Annotated in this window: 18 protein-coding genes; 6 read left to right on the forward strand and 12 right to left on the reverse strand. The window is 52.5% G+C overall.

Annotated elements, in window-relative coordinates:
• Positions 1 to 4: 4 nt before the first annotated feature.
• From SH527x_RS09270 to SH527x_RS09300, 7 genes are all read right to left on the reverse strand, one after another.
• Positions 5 to 3,274 (reverse strand): PVC-type heme-binding CxxCH protein, encoded by a 3,270-nt coding sequence (locus SH527x_RS09270; RefSeq protein WP_437194377.1) that lies wholly within the window; start codon positions 3,272 to 3,274, stop codon positions 5 to 7.
• Positions 3,275 to 3,609: 335 nt separating this feature from the next.
• Positions 3,610 to 3,927: a Rieske (2Fe-2S) protein gene (locus tag SH527x_RS09275; protein ID WP_437194378.1), complete on the reverse strand. Its 318-nt coding sequence runs from the start codon at positions 3,925 to 3,927 to the stop codon at positions 3,610 to 3,612.
• 81 nt (positions 3,928 to 4,008) lie between these two features.
• On the reverse strand, positions 4,009 to 5,019 hold the full coding sequence (locus tag SH527x_RS09280) for a ribose-phosphate diphosphokinase (RefSeq protein WP_437194379.1): 1,011 nt from the start codon (positions 5,017 to 5,019) through the stop codon (positions 4,009 to 4,011).
• Between the two features lie 569 nt (positions 5,020 to 5,588).
• On the reverse strand, positions 5,589 to 6,668 hold the full coding sequence (locus tag SH527x_RS09285; protein ID WP_437194380.1) for a hypothetical protein: 1,080 nt from the start codon (positions 6,666 to 6,668) through the stop codon (positions 5,589 to 5,591).
• The gene (gene guaB / locus SH527x_RS09290; protein WP_437194381.1) at positions 6,601 to 8,091 is read right to left on the reverse strand and encodes an IMP dehydrogenase; all 1,491 of its coding nucleotides are present in this window, start codon (positions 8,089 to 8,091) and stop codon (positions 6,601 to 6,603) included. The genes SH527x_RS09285 and guaB overlap by 68 nt, the downstream gene beginning before the upstream one ends.
• Before the next feature lie 186 nt (positions 8,092 to 8,277).
• Positions 8,278 to 9,225 (reverse strand): 16S rRNA (adenine(1518)-N(6)/adenine(1519)-N(6))-dimethyltransferase RsmA, encoded by a 948-nt coding sequence (gene rsmA / locus SH527x_RS09295; protein ID WP_437194382.1) that lies wholly within the window; start codon positions 9,223 to 9,225, stop codon positions 8,278 to 8,280.
• 62 nt (positions 9,226 to 9,287) lie between these two features.
• Positions 9,288 to 9,902: a riboflavin synthase gene (locus SH527x_RS09300; RefSeq protein ID WP_437194383.1), complete on the reverse strand. Its 615-nt coding sequence runs from the start codon at positions 9,900 to 9,902 to the stop codon at positions 9,288 to 9,290.
• Between the two features lie 467 nt (positions 9,903 to 10,369).
• Between SH527x_RS09300 and SH527x_RS09305 the strand changes: the two genes are divergently transcribed.
• Positions 10,370 to 11,938, forward strand: coding sequence for a GTPase family protein (locus tag SH527x_RS09305; protein ID WP_437194384.1), 1,569 nt, complete (start codon positions 10,370 to 10,372; stop codon positions 11,936 to 11,938).
• Between the two features lie 233 nt (positions 11,939 to 12,171).
• On the forward strand, positions 12,172 to 13,512 hold the full coding sequence (locus tag SH527x_RS09310) for a DUF1501 domain-containing protein (protein ID WP_437194385.1): 1,341 nt from the start codon (positions 12,172 to 12,174) through the stop codon (positions 13,510 to 13,512).
• A gap of 215 nt (positions 13,513 to 13,727) precedes the next feature.
• Here SH527x_RS09310 and SH527x_RS09315 read toward each other — a convergent pair whose 3' ends face one another.
• From SH527x_RS09315 to SH527x_RS09325, 3 genes are all read right to left on the reverse strand, one after another.
• Positions 13,728 to 14,195, reverse strand: a complete 468-nt coding sequence (locus SH527x_RS09315) for a GNAT family N-acetyltransferase (RefSeq protein ID WP_437194386.1) — start codon at positions 14,193 to 14,195, stop codon at positions 13,728 to 13,730.
• 370 nt (positions 14,196 to 14,565) lie between these two features.
• The gene (locus SH527x_RS09320; protein ID WP_437194387.1) at positions 14,566 to 14,943 is read right to left on the reverse strand and encodes a co-chaperone GroES; all 378 of its coding nucleotides are present in this window, start codon (positions 14,941 to 14,943) and stop codon (positions 14,566 to 14,568) included.
• Between the two features lie 417 nt (positions 14,944 to 15,360).
• Positions 15,361 to 16,485, reverse strand: coding sequence for an aldose epimerase family protein (locus tag SH527x_RS09325; protein WP_437194388.1), 1,125 nt, complete (start codon positions 16,483 to 16,485; stop codon positions 15,361 to 15,363).
• A gap of 268 nt (positions 16,486 to 16,753) precedes the next feature.
• Between SH527x_RS09325 and SH527x_RS09330 the strand changes: the two genes are divergently transcribed.
• A complete protein-coding gene (locus tag SH527x_RS09330) occupies positions 16,754 to 16,927 on the forward strand; it encodes a hypothetical protein (protein ID WP_437194389.1) in 174 nt (57 codons plus the stop codon).
• 21 nt (positions 16,928 to 16,948) lie between these two features.
• Here SH527x_RS09330 and SH527x_RS09335 read toward each other — a convergent pair whose 3' ends face one another.
• Both SH527x_RS09335 and SH527x_RS09340 read right to left on the reverse strand, forming a co-directional pair.
• The gene (locus tag SH527x_RS09335; protein ID WP_437194390.1) at positions 16,949 to 18,040 is read right to left on the reverse strand and encodes a hypothetical protein; all 1,092 of its coding nucleotides are present in this window, start codon (positions 18,038 to 18,040) and stop codon (positions 16,949 to 16,951) included.
• Between the two features lie 203 nt (positions 18,041 to 18,243).
• Complete coding sequence (locus SH527x_RS09340) at positions 18,244 to 19,674, reverse strand: S1C family serine protease (protein ID WP_437194391.1); 1,431 nt, start codon at positions 19,672 to 19,674, stop codon at positions 18,244 to 18,246.
• Between the two features lie 357 nt (positions 19,675 to 20,031).
• Here SH527x_RS09340 and SH527x_RS09345 point away from each other — a divergent pair, with 357 nt between their 5' ends.
• The 3 genes from SH527x_RS09345 (at position 20,032) to SH527x_RS09355 (ending at position 22,154) form a co-directional block, all read left to right on the forward strand.
• Positions 20,032 to 20,337 carry a hypothetical protein gene (locus SH527x_RS09345; RefSeq protein ID WP_437194392.1) on the forward strand — a complete coding sequence of 102 codons (306 nt, stop codon included), beginning with the start codon at positions 20,032 to 20,034 and terminating at the stop codon, positions 20,335 to 20,337.
• 39 nt (positions 20,338 to 20,376) lie between these two features.
• Complete coding sequence (locus SH527x_RS09350) at positions 20,377 to 20,982, forward strand: hypothetical protein (RefSeq protein ID WP_437194393.1); 606 nt, start codon at positions 20,377 to 20,379, stop codon at positions 20,980 to 20,982.
• A 155-nt stretch (positions 20,983 to 21,137) separates the two neighbouring features.
• On the forward strand, positions 21,138 to 22,154 hold the full coding sequence (locus tag SH527x_RS09355) for an ROK family protein (RefSeq protein ID WP_437194394.1): 1,017 nt from the start codon (positions 21,138 to 21,140) through the stop codon (positions 22,152 to 22,154).
• Positions 22,155 to 22,221: the final 67 nt, after the last annotated feature.

The following is a 22,221-nucleotide window of genomic DNA, read 5'->3' on the forward strand; positions in this document are numbered from 1 at the left end:
TGAATTACTTCAGGCTCTCCAGGAACGTAATCACATCCAGAAACTCAACTGGAGAAATCGTCCCGGCAAGTCCATCCGGCATACTGCTCTGTCGCAGAAGTTTACGCTCGTCGATCTCGGCTGTCGGAATGGTTCTTTTCTCTTTTCCATCGAAGATCACGACCGCTTCTGGTGTTTCACTGACAAGAAGACCGGAGACTAATTTGCCCTGATCCGTGACAATCATGGTTGTCAGGTACTTCTCATTCAGCTCCGCATTCGGATCGATAATCGATTCGATGATCTTCAACTTCGAGAGCCGCGTCCCGACCTTCATTATGTCCGGGCCGAACTCGCCTCCTTCATTGAAGACCTTATGGCACGCGACACAATTCCGGCGAAAGACATTCTTCCCATTCTCGACGTTGCCTCCCTTGATATCACCAAGAGCCTGCATCGCCTTGTTTCGTTCTTCGTCTGAACGCTGCTCTTTCCCGATGAGTACTTGAAGGTAAGGAACGAGTTCCGCACCCTTCTTGTCCGTGGCAATCACAGAATTCAGGATCTCTTTTCCGACAGGGAATTCGCGTGCAAGCTCCCCTTTCAGGAAGGCTCCGCGCCACCCGGTCAACGTGGCCCCAAGTGCCGCATCCGCTGTGTACTTCAGCCAGTAATCTTCCGGAGACAACTGCAACGCTGCAAGCACTGCAACCGCCGATTCCTGACCGGGGAAGTAACTCAAGCCTCGAACCACCTCTGTTCGAACACGAGGATGAGCGTCAACTGCGAGTCTGGTCAACTGTGATTGAACGTCCGCAAGATACTCGCGTTCATCGGTCAACACATGAACCGCCGCAGCGCGTGCGTCCGGGGTTTTCAGTGAAAGAACTTGATTCAAATGCTCCTGATCAACAGCATGAAAGCTCTGCTGAATCCAGAGTGCCTCACACATCAGGCGATCGTACAACGGGTCATTCGCATCGAGGCCAGAAATCCAATTCTTGACGGCCGCGAGCACGTCGGCTTCGGGACGACTGTGAATTTCAAGTCGGGCACGAGCACGTGTTCGCCACTCATATTCACGGAGTTGTTCAAGCAGTTCCGGGAGCGACTTCCCTTTCTGGGTCACCGGTTTCAGCAATGGCTTTTGAGTATAGACCAGACGATAGACTCGCCCGTGAATGTGGTCACGATTGGGGTCTCGTTGACTGTATTGCATGTGACCGATCAACGGATTTGCCCAGTCGCCGAACCACAATGCTCCATCCGGTCCAATCTGAGGATCAACCGGGCGAAAGTGTTTGTCCGTCGACGTCAGCAGATCAAAGAATGTCTTCGGATCATCTGGATTATGGCGAACGCGCGTGCCACGATACCCTGCTCCGTCATCCACAATATTCCAGCGTGGCATCCCGTTCATACGAATCACACAGGCATAGGTGAACTGCCCTTGCACCTCGTCGGGATAATGTCGCGACACAAGGAACTCGCTACCGACAACCGGACGCATTCCTTCTGTATCAAAGACGACATTCAAACCTTTGCGCCCGCCATATCGAGCCGTCGTCAAAGGGGTATCCCAATGCTGGCTCGCTGTTGTTCCGTCACCGCAGAACCCTTGTCCCCATTCGTTGAAGACATAACACCAAGGGTTGCCATAGCCGGGCGTTACGAAGTGATTGATCTTCCATGTCCGTGGGCAAACGGTGTAGCTTCCCGGTGAACCATAATTACGAAGAGGTCCCCAAGGAGTCTCGACAGTGGTGCTCATCGCGCCCCCTTCGAGCATCCGAATCTGGCCGCCGTGATTCGATTCAAACGCACCCACTGTGTGGTGAGTATCTTCTGTTGCGAAACCGTCGAGAACTTCAACGACTTCATCTGCTTTGTCATCGCCATTGTTGTCCTTCAACCACAACATTCTAGGCTGACTGACAACAAGAACTCCCCCGTTGTAGAACTCAAAACCGGTCGGGCAGTGAAGCTGGTCATAAAAGACCGTGCTCTTATCAGCCTGACCATCGCCATCGGTGTCTTCAAGAATGACGAGCTTGTCACTCGGCTTCGGATCGCCTGGTCTCCACTGTGGGTAACTGGGCATCGTTGAAACCCAGAGACGTCCCTGATTGTCGAACGACATCTGCACCGGCTTCGCGATTTCCGGGAAGCGAGTTTCATCCGCAAAGAGCTTCAGCTCAAATCCCGGCGGCACTTTCGTAGTTTTGATGAAATCTTCAGGCGGAAGAATTCGTGGTCCCGCTTCCTGATCTTCACTGTACTTCTGCCGTGGCTCACCGAAGCGAGTCGCCGGAACAATCAGATCGCCTGTCCCGGAATCATCTGGCTTCTCTGCAACCTGTTTCCCTTGAGCCATGTCCCAGATGAAGCGATCTCGAATGCTCGCCATCTTGCGAATTTTTGCATATTCCAACGGGAAGGTTTCGAGGTCCCAGGTACGCCGACCGCCGTAGACATACCAGCCGTTCAACATCCGGTAATCCTGCAGATGGACCCAGGACTTGTCGTTGATCGCGTTCCGAATCTTCTCGTATTGAGCGCTTCCAACTTCTGCTGGATTCGTTCCGCCAGCGAGTTCCCGATCAAGTTGAACACCAACTTCACGATCCCCAGCCGCATTCACATGCGCCCCGTTAATCGTGTATTGCAATCCCGCTTCCGAACCGAAGATGGCCGCAGTGGGAGCAAAGAGATCAACGAAAGCCAGCCCACGCGATTTCGCTACCTCCGCAATTGCCGTGGTGTAAAGTTTCAGGTTCGCATTCTCTTTTGTCCCTGCTGGCATCAGACGATCGCCAGAAGATTCGAAGGCGATCGGAGAGATCAACACAAAGCGAGGTGATTTCCCGTTCAACGCGTATGTCGTCGCGTACTCATCCAGAAATTTGTTGTAGTCCGATTTGAATTTGGCAACACCTTCCGGACCTGCAAACGATTCGTTGTAACCGAAGAAGCAAAGAAACAACTGCGGAGCAAACACCGCGAGTGGATCGTCGATTTTGTGATAATCCGCCGCCCGTTGCCGGATTCCAACCTCATCAGCCGGGCGACAGAAGTTACGGACAACAAGTTCCAGGCTGGGATGTCGCGAATGCAACAGCGTTTCGAAGTTGCCGAAAATGTTCATCCGTTCGCCGAGAGAATTCCCGACGAATGCAATGCGTTCTCCTGACTGAAGGGACAGCGGTAACGACGTTGATGGCAACTCTGCAGCGGATGAGAACGTGGCCAACCACGAGAGCAGAATGGCGGGGAGCAAAACGCTGGCAATTCGCATAACGTGTTCTCTGTGGGGAGTCAGGAAGGAAGGTTCGATCCTCGCCGTCAACGCGTGAGTCACTGCAAGGCTTCAATGACTCATCGGAGACAAGAATCGACAACACATAAGAACACGTTTCCGCATTCACTGCCAGCGAAAGCGACACGATTCTGCCGCAATCAGCCCAAGAACAAAGGCAGATTCCAATGAAAGAGTTTGCTGACCAGAAGTAAGACGCAGGTCAGCTGATGAGTGCAGCGCTGGGGACAAAGACGCGTCACCAACAACCGAAATCGAGACAATTGCCACTGTAATAGAACACTGCCGCCCGTCAGCACGAGAGACCGAGCCGGCTAGTCGTTGTCAGAGACATAGATCCCGTCAGCACGCACTTCAACAGGGAAGACTGCGATTGGTCGGCGTGCTGGCATGGCCGTTGCTTTTCCGGTGGCAACGTCAAATCGGGCTCCATGCCGCGGACAGATCACTTCAGTGCCAGTGAACGTTCCGTTAGTCAATGGCTGTCCGTCGTGAGAACAGACATCTTCGACGCAGTAGTACGCATCGTCAACACGGAAAATGAGTGCTGGGATTTCATCGTTGATGATGATCGATTTCCGCCCCAGCGACGGGATCTCATTGATGTCGGCAACACGTTCAAAACTGGCCATACAAATCACCTTCTGGAGGCCGTACTCTCTTAACAGACCACAGCCCCCAACCAACAACTGCAGGCAGCGACAAAGATCGACTTACCCGTTTGGAATGGTGGCGTCTGGGAACAGCTGTGAAACGCTCGTCCGATCATGAATGGACTGGATCGCTTCAGCAAACAGTCGAGCCACTGAAACGACTGTGATGTTGTTTACCGATGGATCAACTTGCGGTGCAATGGTGTCAGTAATGAACAGCTGCTTGATCTGGCTGTTGGCAAACTTCTGGGGAACCCCCTTTGCCAGTGCTCCATGGGAGACAGCGGCATAGATGTCATTCGCCCCACGGGATTTCAACACCTCAGCCATGGCGAACATCGTGCCCCCCGAGATGGTGAAGTCATCGACGATCAGCACGTTCTTGTTACGCACGTCGCCGATCAGCTCAAGGACATGCGCCTGCTCGCTGTGGTCTCGTCGTGTCTTGTTTCCAATGACAACCGGAACCCCCAGGTAATTGGCATATGCAGAAGCACTCTTCGCAAATCCAATGTCCGGGCTGCAGACTACCAGATTCTGAATATCCAGTGTCCGAATGTGATCGCACAGAACGTAGCGAGCGTACAGGTGATCGACAGGAATATGGAAGAATCCCTGAATCTGCGGGGTGTGCAGGTCCATCATCAGGCAGCGGTCTGCTCCAGCTGCTTCAATGGCGTCAGCACAGACGCGAGCGCGGATCGAAACCCGTGGTTCGTCTTTCTTGTCACCTTTGGCGTAACTGAAAAACGGGACAACAGCGGTCACCTGCTGGGCACTCGCTCGTTTCAGAGCGTCGATCCAGAACAGCAGTTCCATGAAGTTGTCGTTGACCGGGTTGTGAGTCCCCTGAATGATGAAGCAATCACGGCCACGGACATTTTCCAGAATTCGAACGAAGACATTTCCTTCGCTGAAATAATGGGCCTCACAAGGGATCAGCTCAGCGCCAAGCTCGTCCGCAATATTCTGAGCGAGTTGCTTGTTCGCCGAACCTGCCAGCAATGCCAATTCCCCCTGCGGCGGCTGAAACGCGTGGGGACGAGGACCGTGGTTTGAACGTTGCTGCATGACAGGACTTGAAATTCGAGGAAACCCGCTCGACGTCGAGTGTTGCTTCAGACAAACTCGTTTGGATGAATCCTATCGCAATCGGGATTCGCAGCCAAAACATCGTGCTGGAGAGGCGGAAAGTTCTCGCAGATGCAGAAGACTTTCGACATCGCATCATACAGGGCAGGTCACGACTGACAAGCGCTCAGGGAAGTGAACCAGCCAATCAACTCATGGGTTGGCGCCATTCCCGAAAATGCGAACTGATACTGTTTTCCGAATGCAATCTTTTTGCGAAATCAGCAAAGCCCTTACGTTCCAGTCTCCGGAACGCACCCCTCGCTCTCAATCCATTTTCGGGGAAATTCAAAAATTGGTCCAGAGGGGGGGTGAGCGCACTCGACTCTTCCGACTTTGCCCTGAATCTCTGCCATTCCCTGTCCTAAATGGCCAATGCGTCGTCTCACATCGAACCAAATCCGTCACTCGTGTCCCTTTTTCTCGGACACCACGCGAAAAGCCGCCCACTTGTAATGGGCGGCTTTTCAGAGAATTCTCGTTACGCAGTCTCGATTCCAATGGTTCGATTATGGAACCAGAAACACGATTCCAGTGTAAACTCCGGCTGCGGTAATGGCTGCCTTGGCGTTCAGTGGAATCTGATATTCGATCTCAGGTGGGCAATCGCCTGGACGATAGTGCCCCAGTGCATAAATATCGCGGTCGACTGGATCGATCGCCATCTTGTAAGGGAGCGCCAGAACCTGGAACCCGAAACGACCGATCGAAACAAACGGCTGGACACCCACTGGGTACTGCTGCCCGTAACGCTCAAGTGCAATATCTTCGAAGTACAATGGTTTCGAATGCAGGTCGGACGCAACCCAGTGATAGCTGGTAACAGCAAAGTGCCGATCCAACGATCCACGTTTTGGAAGTACCAGAACCTCTGGACAGCGTTGTTGCTGTTCTTCTGGGGTTCCTGCTGGCAGCGGGCAGAAGTACAGAGCTGCCGACTTTCCGTCAGCAGAAGCTGTTGGTGAATAACGTTGATACGGCTGAATTTTTGTGATTGACTGGAACAGTGTTCCTTCTGCAGGGAACAACTCTCCAGCAGTGGTCCCTTCAGGCCTTTCGTCCATTGCAATCGGTGTCGGAGGAACCGCTGCAATCGAGCCTGAAAGTTCGCTCAAAACGTCTTCCTGAGACATCAAACGAACTGCAGATTCCGGAGCTTCTGCCAATGCCTCGTTCTCTGTCGAAAACGAATGCACGACTTGCCCAACTTGACGACGGCCAGCAGTTCGTTGAACAGGACCGCGAGCGTGGCGTTCTTCCAACTTGGTCACAACTGGACCATCGCCGAAGACTTGCTCCAGAGTTGTCGAAGCACCCGGCCGGCCTGTTGAGCCGGAACGGGTGGTTTCCAACGTGGACTTCGACCAGATTTGCTGGCGAAGTTCCAGCCACCGCTGAGATGCGGCGACTTCTGTTTCCTGATGAACTTCCTGCTTCCCTGCGGCTTCAGCAGCGAAGGCTCCACCAGTGCTTGTCACAGCACAAATTGAACCGAGCAGAAAAACGCCTTGCTGAACGGCTTTAGAAACCGTCAATTGAAGCGTGCTCTGCCGTGTAATTTGGCGCTTCTTGAGTGATAGCAATGTCATGTGGGTGGTTCTCCCTCACCGTTGCCACAGACACTCGCAGGAACTTGGCGTGTGTCCGTAGGTCTTCAATGCTTTTAACGCCCAGGTATCCCATACCCGCACGCAGCCCACCAACGAGCTGATAAAGAAGAGTGTTCAATGGTCCCTTGAATGGGACACGTCCCTCCACCCCTTCAGGTACAAGTTTCGGCGTTCCTCGCCCATCGTCTTCATTTTGCGACTGGCGATAGCGCTCGCTACTTCCCTTCACCATTGCCCCGAGTGACCCCATTCCCCGGTATCGTTTAAATCGGCGCCCTTGATACAGAATGGTGTCGCCTGGGCTCTCTTCCAAACCAGCCAGCAACCCACCCAGCATGACCGTATGTGCTCCAGCAGCAATGGCTTTCGTCATATCACCACTGTACCGAATCCCACCGTCTGCAATAATCGGGACTTCCGTTCCAATCGCTGCCTTAACGGCATTCGAGATGGCCGTTAACTGCGGAACCCCCACTCCAGAGATGATTCGAGTCGTACAAATTGATCCTGGACCAATTCCAACTTTTACAGCGTCGGCGCCAGCATCGATCAAAGCCTTAGCACCCTCCTGAGTGGCAATGTTCCCCGCAATAACGTCAATTTCCGCAATCCGTTTAATCGCACGAACAGTCTCAATCACATTCTTTGAATGTCCGTGAGCACTGTCGACGGTCAGGAAGTCGACGCCAGCCTGAATCAGACGTTCTGCACGTTCATAATCATGAACACCAATCGCAGCTCCGACTCGCAATCGCCCGCGGCTATCTTTGTTTGCTCGTGGGAATCGCAGGTTCTTGTCGATATCCTTGATCGTAATCAATCCCTGCAGCTCAAATTTGTCATCAACCAGCAGCAGTTTCTCGACCTTATTGATACGCAGAATTCGCTCTGCTTCTTTTAAGTCGGTATCAGGAGTAGCAGTGACGAGTTTGTCTTTCGTCATCACCGCTTCGACTTTGATCTCGTCTGAATCGAGGAATCGCAGGTCGCGTCGGGTCAGAATTCCTTTGAGCTTGTTGTTCTCATCAACAATGGGAACGCCACCGATATTACGCGAGTCCATGATCGCGATGGCTTCACGGACAGTCGCGTTTGGCAGCAACGTCACGGGATCGACGATAACGCCGTGCTCACTGCGTTTGACGCGATCAACTTCAAGTGCCTGACGCTCGATCGACATATTCTTGTGAATAACGCCGACGCCCCCCTCCTGAGCCATACCAATGGCCATGTCACTCTCAGTAACAGTGTCCATTGGACTGGAGATAATCGGGACATTGATTGGCACATTCCGGGTCAGTCGCGATGTCACTTCGACTTCGCCCGGCAAGAATTCGCTGTAGCTTGGAACCAGCAGCACGTCATCAAAAGTCAACGCGGTTTCGAGGATGCGATCTTGCATTAAAACACCCTTTTCTAGGCCAATCAGGCCCACTTTTCTATTCGTACAACAGTCGCTTCAGGTACTGAAGTAACTGGACGTGATGTGAAAATTTTGAGCGATGAATCAAAAACATCGAACACGAATCAGGTCTAACATCGCCTGAAACGTCTTCTCAGACACAGACTCGCCTGCAAACAGGTCGTATCAATCCGCTGTGTCATCAAGTCCTGGGAGTTCGCCGGGGAACTTTCGTTCAATGGCTTTCTGAAATGCCTTGGCAAGTTCGATATGCGTCGCAATGTCGAGCGCTTCTGCCCGAGTTGTTTCGCTAAATCCTAACTCTGCGAGAACGGCATCGACTTCCGGCTTTTCAAGTTGCTTGCTGTGCATTCCAACCAGAACACTACGAAGAAACTTGCGCCGGTAGTTGAAGACGCGGCGGACGAATCCGTGAAAAAACTCGCGGTTCCCGAGTCGAGCACGTGCCTCTGGATCAGGAACCAATTGGACCACTGCTGAATCAACTTTGGGTCGCGGCCAGAACACTGTCGGTCCCAATTTCTTGAGCAACTCGACCTGACACTGCGATTGAAGCCAGACGGACAACGCACCGTAGTGCTCTTCGCCCGCCTTCGCCTGCATTCGCGATCCCACCTCATACTGAATCGTGACGACCATGCGTTCCCATGGAAGTTCCGTTGCCACGAGATTCGAGATCACTGGAGTCGCAACGCTGTACGGAAGATTCGCCACCATTTTCAGACGGCGTTTCGGGCTGACAGCAAGCTGCTTTTGAATTTCTTCCAGAACAACGGGATTGAAGTTATTTTTGTTCTTCAATGCGTCCGCGTTAATCAACGTCACATTGTTGTATTTCTGAGTCGCTTCACTGGCGAGCTCGAACATGTTTCGATCAATCTCGACCGAAATCACATGACCGGCTTCGTAAGCCATGAAGGTTGTCATCCCCCCGGTACCGGCTCCGATTTCAAGAACAACATCGTCTTTTGTCAGTTCTGCGGAGCGAACAACAAAATCAATGATATTAATGTCGATCAGAAAGTTCTGGCCGAGATTCGTGCGCGGGTGATAGCCATGCCGCTGAAAGAGCTGCATCAAATACGAGCGTGTCTGCCGTTCCGGCCTGTCCATTTGTGGCGAAACCACCTTACTTACAGATGTATTAAAGGTTTCAATAAAAACTCAGAGAAACATTACGCTTTGGGCAGCGTCATCGGTCCCAGCATCTTTTCCATATACTTGCCGATAATGTCTGTCTCGATATTCACAACGTCGCCAACTTGTCGCCGCCCCAAAGTCGTGGCACTCAATGTGTGCGGAATCAACGCAACACTGAAACGATCACTGGTCACATCGACGACAGTCAACGACACACCATCAACGGTGATCGAACCTTTCATCACCATCTGGTTCGTGAGCCGCGTTGGAACACGAAACCAAAGATTGGTCCATTCCCCATCCAGAATGATTTCATCGACGGTGCCAACGTCATCGACGTGCCCCTGTACGAAGTGCCCTCCCAGACGGTCGGAGGGGCGAACCGATCGCTCAAGGTTCACAACACTCGATGGAATCAATCGCCCTAAATTTGTCCGCGAGAGCGTTTCTCGTCCTGCCTGAAAGGTCCAGCGACGACCATCGATCCGCACAACTGTGAGGCAGCAACCGTTAATGGAAATACTGTCGCCGAGGCGAACGAGATCCGGCTCCGTAACTGAAACATCGGGTTCCAGCGTTAAGTCAACCCCCGGCCCTTTCGGCTCGATGGCGATAACGGTGCCCAACCCTTCAACAAGTCCAGTAAACATGACCAGAGAATGACGTTACGGGTAAAAAGAAACGCAACAGGGATGTCAGTTCAGCCCGCCTTGGCCACTTCAAACTCGATACTGCAAAGCATCGTTACTGCTGATCAGCATCGGACCGGCAATCCTGCCAGTGAAACCGATACATAAAACTGATGCAGTGAAACGCACACAGCCCGAGACGCTTCCCACAGGTCAGTGAGAGGCGTTTCGGGCTGTTGGTGACAAAACTAACTGTTCCATTAGGAGATTATGACAACCTGCCGGCAACTTGTCCAATCGAAGTTCCAGAAACTCGACTCATCGCAGTCCCCGATTCTGGACCAACAGAGACCTGCCCTTTCCGCAATTGCATCAAGGCTTGAATTCCGAATCACTTAAGTGAACTCGACCACTGGCAATTCCGGAGGTATTCTCGATGAATACTTCGCAATTCAAACACAAGATTGCCTGAAGGGTCGTTGTCCAGCATGCCATACACTCTTTCCCGCCGCACAATTACCCTCGCAGCACTCATCATTCTTCCGCTGCTGGTATATCTCGGACTGGGGGCCTATGCACTGTGGATGACTGGCCTGTTTGCGTGGACGTTCTGGATTCTACCCGTCTTTTGGGTTTTAACCTGGATCATTGCGATGGTCTGGGTTCCAGAGAAATCCGTCTCCATCGCTGACCAGCTGACGTCGCCGCAATTTACCGACCGCGACACGAACGCAGCTGCAATCGTTCGTAAGTATCAGGATCAGGTAAACTCCTGTAACCCCGAACAACTGGCCGATCCCCAATTCTATCTTCAGCAGGCGATGCTGCTGTCGAGAGATCTTGCTGCACACTACTACCCCAAGGCAGCGGACCCAATTGAAGCACTGACCGTTCCCGAAGTTCTTGCTGCCGCCCGACTGGCGATCGATGACATGGAGCAATGGATTCTCGAATCCGTTCCAGGCAGTCGCATTTTCACGATCCGTCAGTTGAAGTGGCTGCAACATGCCCCGAAATGGGCCAAACGAATCCAGGACACAACCTGGGCGGCGAGCGTCCTTGTTAATCCAGCCAATGTGATGAAGTACTTCACTTCAAAACTGACGGTTTCGCCAATCACTCAAGAGCTGCAGACAGAATTTCTTGCGGCAATCTATCTGCGATTCATCCGTCAGACGGGCTTCTATCTCATTGAGATGAACAGCGGTCGCCTGCGCGGTGGAGCCGAACTCTACCGGAAGACCTTCGGCACAGCTGAACAACAAGCCTTTACCCTGAATGCCACCAATGCCCCGGCACTGAAACCGGAATCGCTGACTGTCGCTGTCATTGGTCAGGTCAAAGCGGGAAAGTCCAGCCTCATCAATGCGTTAATCGGTAAGCAAGTCGCAAAATCAGACGTGCTTCCGGAAACCAGAAACGTCACCCGATACCAGCTCGCAGTCCCGGAGACTGATGTCACCCTGACCCTGCTCGACACCCCGGGATACGCGGATGCAGGAGCAACCAGAGACCAGATCAAGGAAGCGAAACAGGCTCTCCGGGAATCAGACATGCTGATTCTGGTCATGGCAGCCAACAGCCCTGCCCGCGACTCTGATCGGCAGGTCATGAACGAACTGCAGGCGTGGTATCAGCGCCACCCGGAACTGCAGAAGCCGCCGATCATCATCTGCATGACGCATATCGATCTGCTCAGCCCGATGATGGAATGGGAACCGCCTTACGATTGGAAGAATCCGACTCGCAAGAAAGAACACAGCATTCAAGATGCTGTCGCCCACGTTCAGGGACTCTTCAAGGACGTGACCGACGACGTGATTCCTGTCTGCTCTGATGTTGAACGGGGACGAACGGCTCAAATCCTCGAAGAGCTGCTCCCCGCTCTCGTCGGATCGCTGACCGAAGGTCAAATGGCCGCCGTCCTCCGGACGTTTCACCGCAATCTCGATAAAGATCGTCTACGCACCGTTTTCAATCAGCTCCAAAGAAGCGGAAAAATGCTACTGCAAACATGGATCGATGAACGCTTGCTCAAGACCTTCAGCAAGCAATAAGCGATCTCTCCTCTGCCAGATTCCCGGCCTGAATTCGCGGCGACAACCACTTACAAACGGAACAATTTCCCTACGAAACCAAAGTTCCACTTGAATTTTGAGCCTGAAACAATCACATTACAGTCAATTGATGCGATTGCCGACAAAACATCGGATCGCCCCCCCGCATTGCATGCTACGACGCACTCCCCACTTGCAGCCTCACCACAACGACTTGTGAGAAGGAGCCCACCATGCTGTCAATTGTTGGCCAACGCCTGCCACTATGTGATTCAATTGATCGGCGCCAGTTTCTGAAATTGGGTGGACTCGCTCTGGGAGGACTCTCTCTTCCTCAGATTCTGCAAGCGGAACACGCGACAAAAACGAACGGGAACGGCAAAGGGATCATCATGATCTTCTTGCCAGGCGGTCCACCACATCAGGACATGTGGGACATCAAGACGGACGCTCCCTCTGAGATTCGTGGAGAATTTTCCCCGATTCAGACGAAAGTTCCCGGGGTCGAAATCGGCGAATTGTTCCCGCGTCTTGCCTCCTGTGCAGACAAGCTGTCCTTCGTTCGGTCTGTCGTCGGGGCAACCGGACATCACTATGCCTTCCAATGCCTCACCGGAAACCATTCACAGAACCAGCCATCTGGTGGGTGGCCGGCACTGGGAAGCGTCGTTTCGAACGTGATGGGACAGAAAACTGACGGAATTCCAGCGTACGTTGGCCTCTCGCCGAAAATGGGACACGCTCCTTGGGCGGACAACGGACAAGCAGGCTTCCTCGGTCTGGCACACGCCCCATTTACACCAGCTGGCGACGGTAAAGACAATCTGACGCTGAACGGAATCACTCTTGATCGCCTGAACGATCGGCGTCAGGTCCTCGCGTCATTCGACCGGTTCCGATCATCCGTCGACAACTCTGGAGTCATGGACGGCTTTGATTCGTTCCAGCAACAGGCCTTCGGAATTCTGACATCCAGCAAACTTGCTGATGCACTCGACATTGAAAAGGAACCGCAGGAAGTCCGCGACCGATACGGGTACGGGGAAAACAAGATGCAGGACGATGGCGGTCCGCGTCTGCTGACAAACTTCCTGATGGCTCGACGACTCATTGAAGCCGGCGTGCGCTGTGTCACCCTCTCATTCAGTCGCTGGGATTGGCATAGCAACAATTTCGGCCAAGGACGTCGTGACTTCCCGATGCTGGATCAGGCAGTCAGCGCTTTGGTTGAGGATTTGGACCAGCGCGGCATGTTGGACGACGTTTCCGTTGTCGTCTGGGGAGAGTTCGGAAGAACGCCAAAGGTCAACAACGATGGCGGTCGCGACCACTGGCCAAGGGTGTCATGCGCAATGCTCGCCGGTGGCGGAATGAGACATGGGCAAGTCATCGGGGCGACGAATCGCCTGGGCGAATACCCGATTCAACGACCAGTCCACTTCCAGGAAGTCTTTGCGACGCTCTATAAGTCCATAGGAATCGACATCACTCAATTAACATTGAATGACCTGCAAGGGCGACCACGATTCCTGATTGACCAGAATCTCTACAAGCCAATGCCTGAGTTGATTTAGACCACCTGCTGACTCAAACACTCTTCAATCGATTGGCAAACCTGACCAGTGGTGCCGCTTCGCAGTAAATGAAGCGACACCACCACTTAACATGGTCAGTCTCAACTAGAGCCAACTAGAGCATTTTCAGAAATTGTACAGCGTTTCAGGCACGCGGGATTCAGCTTTTCTCCAGTCGAGAACGCTGCTCGCGGCCACACGTTAGACCGAACCGGTTAGTGGTCTTCGCGAGTCTGAATAAAGAGAGCCTTCTTTTCCCCTGGCAGTGTGAAGTCAAATCCGCAGCTGCGGAAGAATTCATCTGACGATGTAATCGCCATCACTTCAAAGATGTTGCGTTCCGTCGCCAGATCCACACAGCATCGGGTCAAACGTTTCCCGACGCCGCGTCCCTGAAACTCAGGTGAAACGCACAGCGAACGCACTTCTGCCAGCTTCTTTGAATAGATCTCGAGTGCAGCAAATCCAATAATTTGCCCATCGTGCTCAGCGACATAACCCGTCGCCATCAGTTGGGTCAGTTCGTCCAAAGCCCGAGGCAAAATGCGTTTTGCCTCGACAAACTTCTCCAGAAATTCCAGCACATTATCAGCGTCATCCGAAACGGCAGCTCGGACGACAATCTCTCCGGCCTCGACGTCGGGCCTGGCAGAGTCAGCAGCATTCAAATCAGAGTGTGCCACCGATGGAATTTCCTTAATTAACACCATGAAATATTTTGAAGTCCGGGAAAACAATGGCCCGCTGTCCTTTAAACAGCAGGCTGAAGTCGCACTTTGAATCAGATTTTGAATCAATTAAAGGACCAAAACACCAGAGCACGCATCATGCCTGATTCGCACTGGCGGTCCCTGCCAATGCTGATGCGGCCGGATGACAGAATCACCCGGCCGCTTAAATTATCTCTGATTTCTGAGCAATCTGGTTGCTTCAGTTTCCGCTCAAGCAGATTTTCGCAAACCTTGTCGCAGTTTTTGGTCCTCAGTTCCAGCCATATTGCCGGTCGTTTAGACAAATTCTCGTGACGTCAACTTGCTCAAACCCATCGAAAACTCACAACTCGTCGGTATCGTCGTACTCCTCCGAGAAGCCGGTAACATCATCGTCACCTTCTTCAACGTCTTCAGATTCATTAATCCGAGGCGCCCGGCGAAACACTGCAACGACATCATCAACTGGAACGACGAACAGAACGTTATTTGATTCCAGATCGACTGGAATCGCGTTTTTAGGATGGAACAGAACTTTGTCGTACTTTGCAACCGGAAATTCGTCGTCGTTCTCGACTTCGACACTCACTTCCACGACGCGCCCGGTGATCGTGGGGATCTCGGCCTGATCCGGAAGCACGATTCCGCCCTTCGTCTGATGGCGGCTCTCGTCCTTGCGAATCAGAATGCGTGGACCTAATGGTTCGACAAACTCATTCATTGGATTTCTCCCTTCATTGGGAAGGGCCTGTTAGAGCCTTTTGCAATTGATCTGCAAGCTTCCGAGACACGGAACCCGACTTTTCGTCCCAAGGCCTTTGCTACCAAAGACCTTGAATCTGCAAACCGCTCTGACTATTCGCATTGCACCCGAATTATACGCAGAGTCTTCTCAGAAAACGAGATGAATGCAATCTGGGGGAATTTGGAACTTCTTGTTCCGCCACAGAATCAACGCTCTCAACAGACATCACGAGACGCCACGAGGTTCTCGAAATGCGATTGCATTTGCCGCATTAGAGCAATTTGCATGCAGATGTACAGGACATGACCGATGCGCCGTTTCCCAGCGTCCGACTGCAATGAAGCCACAGAGTCGAATTCTTAGAAAGCGTTCCCTTCGGAATCACACTCCATCCTACTGATTTGAGAACTTCCAGATCGTTGTCTGCTGATAGATCGATCCGGGTTTGAGGATCGTCGAAGGGAACTGCGGCTTATTCACGGCGTCTGGGTACTCCTGAGTCTCCAGGCAAAGTCCACTGCGCTGAGCATAGACTTTTCCGTCTTTGCCCTTCTGACCAAACAGGTGATTCCCGATGTAAAGCTGAACGCAAGGCGCATCCGAAGTGATGTCCAGCACACGTCCGCTCTTCTCAGAGATCAGTCTGGCGACCGGACGAACCGTGCCGGCAGGGCCATCAACGATGTAATTGAAGTCGTACCCTTTCGCCTCTGTCTCCAGCACCTGATCCAGCCTCGCCCCGACAAGCAGCGGAGCACGGAAATCGAGTGCGGTCCCTGAAACCGTGGCAATTTCACCCGTTGGAATCTGGGTTTCATCATTCGGAGTATATTTCTCCGCGAACAACTGCAGTCGATGATCCAGAATCGTCGGTGAACCCGCGCCGTCGAGATTGAAGTAGGTATGGTTTGTCAGATTGACAGGGGTTGGCTGGTCAGTGACGGCCTTGTAATTGATCGTGAGCTGAGTGGCATCCTGCTTCAACAGATACGAGACAGTCAGTGTCAGATTCCCTGGGAATCCTTCTTCGCCATCAAGACTGGTATAGAAGAAGGAAACGCCCATCCCCTCGTTCGTCTCAAAACCTTTGCCCTGCCAGATCACTTTATCAAGGCTACGTTTTGCTCCCCCGTGAAGATGATTGGGGCCATTGTTCACCGCGAGTGAATACTCTTTGTCGTCGAGAGTGAACTTGCCCTTCGCAATCCGATTGGCAACACGACCAGTTGCGCAACCAAAGTACTGGTTCCCTTCCGACTCATATCCGGCAACGTCATCGAACCCCAGAACGACATCGTCATGCACGCCGCTTCGATTCGGAACGGTCATGCTGACAATGGTTGCTCCACGAGACATGATCCGAACGGACATGCCCAATCGATTCGTGAGCGTAAATATTTCGACAGACTGACCGTCTGCCGTTTTTCCAAATGGCTCAGCAGTCGGGGGAGCTGCATGCAATGCCGTCACAGATCCCCAACAAAGGATCTGTACAGTCAGCGCCAGAAAAGCAGCCATTCGGATCATCGCGATTCCCCTATTTCGTCTACACCAGTCACCTCTCCAGGTGACGCCAGAGTGCGCAAAGATAGTGTCTGGGTCGCAAGAAAATTCGGAACTTTCCCGTGAACCGCCTCAACACATGCGGACTTCTGATTCTGAATCGAGTTCTGCTAATTATCAGCAGAGCCCCCTGACATCACAAGTCCGGCCAAGGGAGAACACCGAGAGATTTTTCGTTGGGAACGTCTTCAAGAAGAAACCGCTCAGCCCCACCGAATGGCAAATGTCATTTCGCTTTGAAAAATGGGATCGTGCCCGAAAGTGGAAGTTTCCAGTCGTTCCCGAAGAGCAGGTTCCAAGCCGAGGAAAACGACAATCATTGAAAGGCGATCGCCAGAACCGGAGCGATGTCCGCAATCAAGCGACAGCAGCTCGGCCGGATGATCCGACAGTCTAACTCAGCCAGTCCTCGACCAGCCTATGATCGATCCGAAGTGAAGCTCTGAGTCGTCACCGGAACAGGAGGAACAGCCGATTGCTGCTTGCTCAACTCTTCCAGTTTCTGAACCATCTTGACGTTTTCGCCGAGCGTTTTGATGACAAAATCGTAGGTTTCGATCACTTTGCGACGGAACTGAGAGACCTCAGACTGCACTGTATCGCGAGCCGCTTCCGACTTCTGGACTGTTTTCACCAATCCATCTTTAACGTCGTCCGAGGCGTCAGCTGGTGCAGCAGCATCCCCGTTCAGTTCCTTCAGACGCTGATCAAGAAGCACCTGAGTCGCTTTCGTCATGACCTCGAGATTGGTCTTTTGAATCTGCAGTTCGGCAACCCGAGAGTCGGCGATGATCTGCTGCCCCTGAATCTCGGCCGTGGCTGTCAACCAGTTTGCAGGAAGAGTGCCCCGAACGTGATATAGCCCAAGAGCCCAGTTTCCAGTTTCCTGCGGATAGGGACGTCGGGTCAGCCGGGCAATCGCCTGTGTCGGGCGAGTGTCAATGACAGCGAATTCACCGAGAAAAGCGGTTTTATCGCCTTCATGGCTGAAGACATAAATCGATGGTTCAACACCATCTGCACCGCGCTGTGGGAGATTTGAGCTTGTTCCGACTCCGAGTTCGATTGCTCCCTGGCCACCTGGCTGCGGACGACTGTTGGGTGCAGCCCAAACATCGCCCCAACTGTGGACGAGAGACTGTCGCTTCTCTTCCAGATCGCGAATCCGAATCCGGGCGTCGGCGATATCCTGAATCTGCTTTTCAACGGTTTTCTGACGTGTCTCAACAGAAGTGAGCCAACGGTGACGAACACCCAGCGCCGTTGTTGTCAGCCAACCGGCGACAACGACGAGGACCACAGATAACCAGACGAGCACCTTGCCCAGGATATGCATATACCAAGCTCCCGTTGGCGTCGCCTTAGAACAGTTCGAACGGCCGCCATCCGAATTGTAGATCGTCTGGTGACGGCCCTTTTCAGGAGAGACTCGACTAAATGACCGAATATAACGAATTCGGCAGACTGCACCGTCGAGTCGATCGTAAATCCCGTCGAAGGCGAGCGTCAAGGCGGTTGCCTTGAATTCAGGCCACAAATTTCGACCGGGGATTACTTTACGGATTATAGCGGGCGTGCCAGTCACTCACCGGCACGCCCGCTATTTTCATTCGCTCATTTCGCCTGTTCAACCGGGCTCACACCTGAGACTTCCATCGTGAAGTCAAAGTTTTCGCCACAGAATGAACAGTCGCGATCTGCTTGGCCAACTGATTAGTTCGGAGTGGAATCCATTCGGAAATGCCCGAACAAGGTTCCGCCGTCACGAACAATGTAGAACTTCAACGGGCCGAGTGTCTGCAATTGAGGGTGATTCAACACGTACTCAATATTTTCATTGCTGACCGTTTCCCAAATGTGCAGGCCAACCAGAATATCGCCGGGACGAATTCCATTCACATCAGCCTGACTTTGAGGTCGAACTGCGGTGACTTTCATTCCCCCTTGATATGGCAGACCGGCCATCGGGAACTGCTGCTCTGACTTTTCCAGACGCAATCCAAACACATCCCAGCACTTATCCATTGTCAACGCTGGCTTTGCAGCACTGGTCACCACTGGAGTCGTGCTTGTCACTGAAACCGGGACTGCAGAAACAGTCTGGGTTCCTGGTGTACGTCGACTTCCGGTCAAAGCTCCAATGCGGAACTGAATGGTTTCTTCCTGTCCGTCACGTCGCACGATCAATGGCAGGTTTGTTCCAGCTGCACGACCGAAGATGGAACGTTCGAGGTCGGCACCATCAACAACGGTGACATCGCCAGCCTTGATGATGACGTCACCAGACTTCAGACCAGCAGCGACTGCAGGTGAATCTGGACGAATCGCCTGAACAATCAGCTTACGATCCAATCCTTGCTTGACGTCGTTCGTCTGAATCCCGTGATACGTCTGGTTATGACGCTCAACGTTCATCAGTCGGGCAATCACTTTTCGTGCGTTGTCCACGGGAATTGCGAAACCAATTCTCTGAGCCCCAGCACGAATCGCAACGTTAATCCCGATGACTTCACCATCCGCATTCAACAATGGTCCACCACTGTTGCCGGGGTTGATCGCAGCATCGATTTGAATCAAGTCTTTGTAAGACTGTTCATCATTCACTTCAACGTCACGAGAACGGTGGCTGATGATTCCCCGAGTGACCGAAGATTCATAACCATAGGCATTCCCGATCGCAATCACGTCTTCACCCAACATCAAGTCGGATGAGGTGCCAAAGTTTGCAACTTCAAGACCTTCGCGAGGTTCAATCTTAATAATGGCCAAGTCTTCGCGAGAGTCATACGCGAGAACCCGACTTTCATATTCGGTGCCGTTAAACGTCGTTACTCGCAATCGTTCGACATCTTGAACAACATGGTAGTTGGTCACGATGTAACCACGTTCATCGATAACAATGCCGGTCCCCATCCCGTTAATCTTCGATGCCTTACCGGCAGAGAAGACCACATCCATGGATTTCTGGCGTTTCTCGGTGTGAATATTCACCGATGACCGCTCAGCACGTTCAACGATTCGGGTTCGTTCTGTATTGCGAAAAGACGTCGGCGCGCCTGCCGGCAGCTCTGCTTTCGCAAGCTGCGGTGACAGTGCAAGCATCATCGCCATGCACCATCCGGCCTGGCAGAATCGCTTCGTCATCGTCGGGCCTGTTCCTGTTGTGAACCGAGGCTAGTGGGCGACGTCCGTCCGCCAACTGGGAGGTCAATCCTTGATGCTCCACTGTTCCCCAACATCGGACTTACCCTCGCCTGTGCTTGAAGATGCACATGCGACCGTCGCAAACCTTGCCTAATCCGCAATTGTGTATTTGGGTAAACTTTCCCCCCGATCGAACGTGCTCGCGCCTTTTCTCCACGGACTGCCAGATATTTCGCTCAAGATTGAATTTGATCCAACTCCTGTCACAACACGTCGTGGCGTGACAGCGTTCGACGCCCTACAGTGTTTGACAGAAATTCGAATGAAGTTCAGGTTTTGATTCAGGATTCACAGAAGATGACCCGCAAAGAGAAAATCGAAGCCCGACTGCAGGAAGACCCAAACGATGTCTTTCTGAACTACAGCTATGCCTTGGAATTGGCAAAGATTGGGGAAGAAGAAGCAGCCAAAGGCTCATTTGTACGCGTCCGGGAGATCGACCCCAATTATGTCGCCGGGTACTTTCAGGAAGGCCAGTTTCTTGCCGGGCTGGGAGAAGTTGACGCAGCCAGAGCGATCCTGACTTCTGGAATTGCTGTGGCAAAACAAATCGGAGATTCCCACGCTCAGGGCGAAATGACCGATTTCCTCGACAACCTGTGATCGTAATCACACGATTTCAATAGATGGAGACCCAGGGACATGCGAGTCTTGGTGACCGGATTTCCCCCATTCCCAGGTCGACCGGTGAATCCATCGGAGTTGCTGGTTCGATCGATCGCATCAAGATCGCTCGAACTGCCGGGGATTGAGCTGCACACGGAATTGCTTCCGGTGGAATATGCAGGTGTCGAGCAGGCATTTACTCAACTTATGTCAACAGTTCGCCCACAATTGTGGCTCGCGTTTGGAGTCGGCGCACAACAGTCTCCGCTCCGTTTGGAACAGCGCGCGGCAAATTGCGACAATTCCACAAGATGTGACAACTCAGGGGAATTACGATCCAATTGTCTGATCGAAGAGAACGGGCCTGAGTTTCGCGATCTCCCGGCGAGGATCCCTGAATTGCAAATGCACCTGCAGAGAGCAGGGTACACATGTGATCTCAGCAACGACGCCGGAACATATGTCTGCAATCATCTGATGTATACAGCAGCAAATTCCGCAAACGTTCGAAGTCGGGAATGCGAATTCGTTTTTACCCATCTTGCCCCACTGGAATTCGGGATGCCGACAGAAAATTTGGTTGTTGCACTTCAAATCATGGTGAACTGGTTTCAGAATTCACCTGACAGAATTCCCGTCTGAATCCAATCAGACAACTTTGTTCTGTCGAATCAAATCCGCAGCGATACATACAGCGGCATCAATCACTTCAACCTCGCCGTCTGAACCCGTTTTCCAGACAGGTCCGTGATCGCCGTTCCCAACTCGCCTTTCTCTGAAATCTACCGGAGCAATGAATGGCGTCTGCCGAATCAGAAAAATGCTGGCTGGGTTTTGACCTTGGAGGGACGAAAATGCTCTCCCAGGTTTACAATTCCAAATGGGAAGTAATCTCCAAAGAACGTAAACGCATTCACCCCGGCACAAGTGTCAAAGGGGGAATCGAGCGGATTCTTGAAACCATCCACGATACACTCGGGAAAGCGTCACTGACTCCTGCAGACTTGCATGGAATCGGGATTGGGTGCCCCGGCCCGATTGATATGGAGAACGGAGTCGTTCTGGACCTGCCCAATATTGGCTGGCACTCCATTCCTTTAAAGGCTCGACTGACAGAAGCACTGGGTTGTCCAGTCGCCGTACTGAATGACGTCGATGCAGGCATCTATGCAGAGCATCGAGTCGGAGCGGGGCAGGGGGCTCGCAATGTGATCGGTGTGTTCGCCGGAACAGGGATCGGAGGAGGATGCGTTTATCTCGGAGAGATTCTGAGAGGCGCAACGACTTCCAGCTTTGAAATCGGTCACATTCAAGTGATGTCGAATGGTCCGCGGTGCGGTTGCGGACAACGTGGATGCCTCGAATCGGTTTCGAGCCGACTTGCGATTGCAGCTCAATGTGCACGAGCCGCTTATCGGGGAGACGCTCCACATTTGCTTCAGGCTGCTGGCACAGATATCGCCAATATTCGAAGTGGAGTTCTGAAGGATTCCATTGCCGCTGGCGATAAAGCGGTTGAATCGATCATCAAAGAAGCCGCAAGATACATTGGAATCGCGGTCGGAAGCGTCGTGAATCTGATCTCCCCAGACATCGTTGTCCTGGGGGGAGGGCTTGTCGAGGCGATGCCGGAGCTCTTTATCAGTCAGGTCACAAAAGCGGCTGAAAAACGGGTGATGCCGGCATACAAAGGAACCTTCGAAGTTGTCCCTGCAACATTGAAGGATGACGCCGGAGTCCTTGGCGCTGCACTCTGGGCAGAGCACAAGTTCTCAGACAAACCGTCATTAAAACAGGCTAAACGAGCAAACTGAAGTCCTGTCCTCTCGCTCAGGAATTCACAGTCCTGAGTCATTCCCGTTCTCACCTCAACACACATTT

The sequence above is a fragment of the Planctomicrobium limosum genome (assembly GCF_051465645.1).
GTDB lineage: Bacteria > Planctomycetota > Planctomycetia > Planctomycetales > Planctomycetaceae > Planctomicrobium.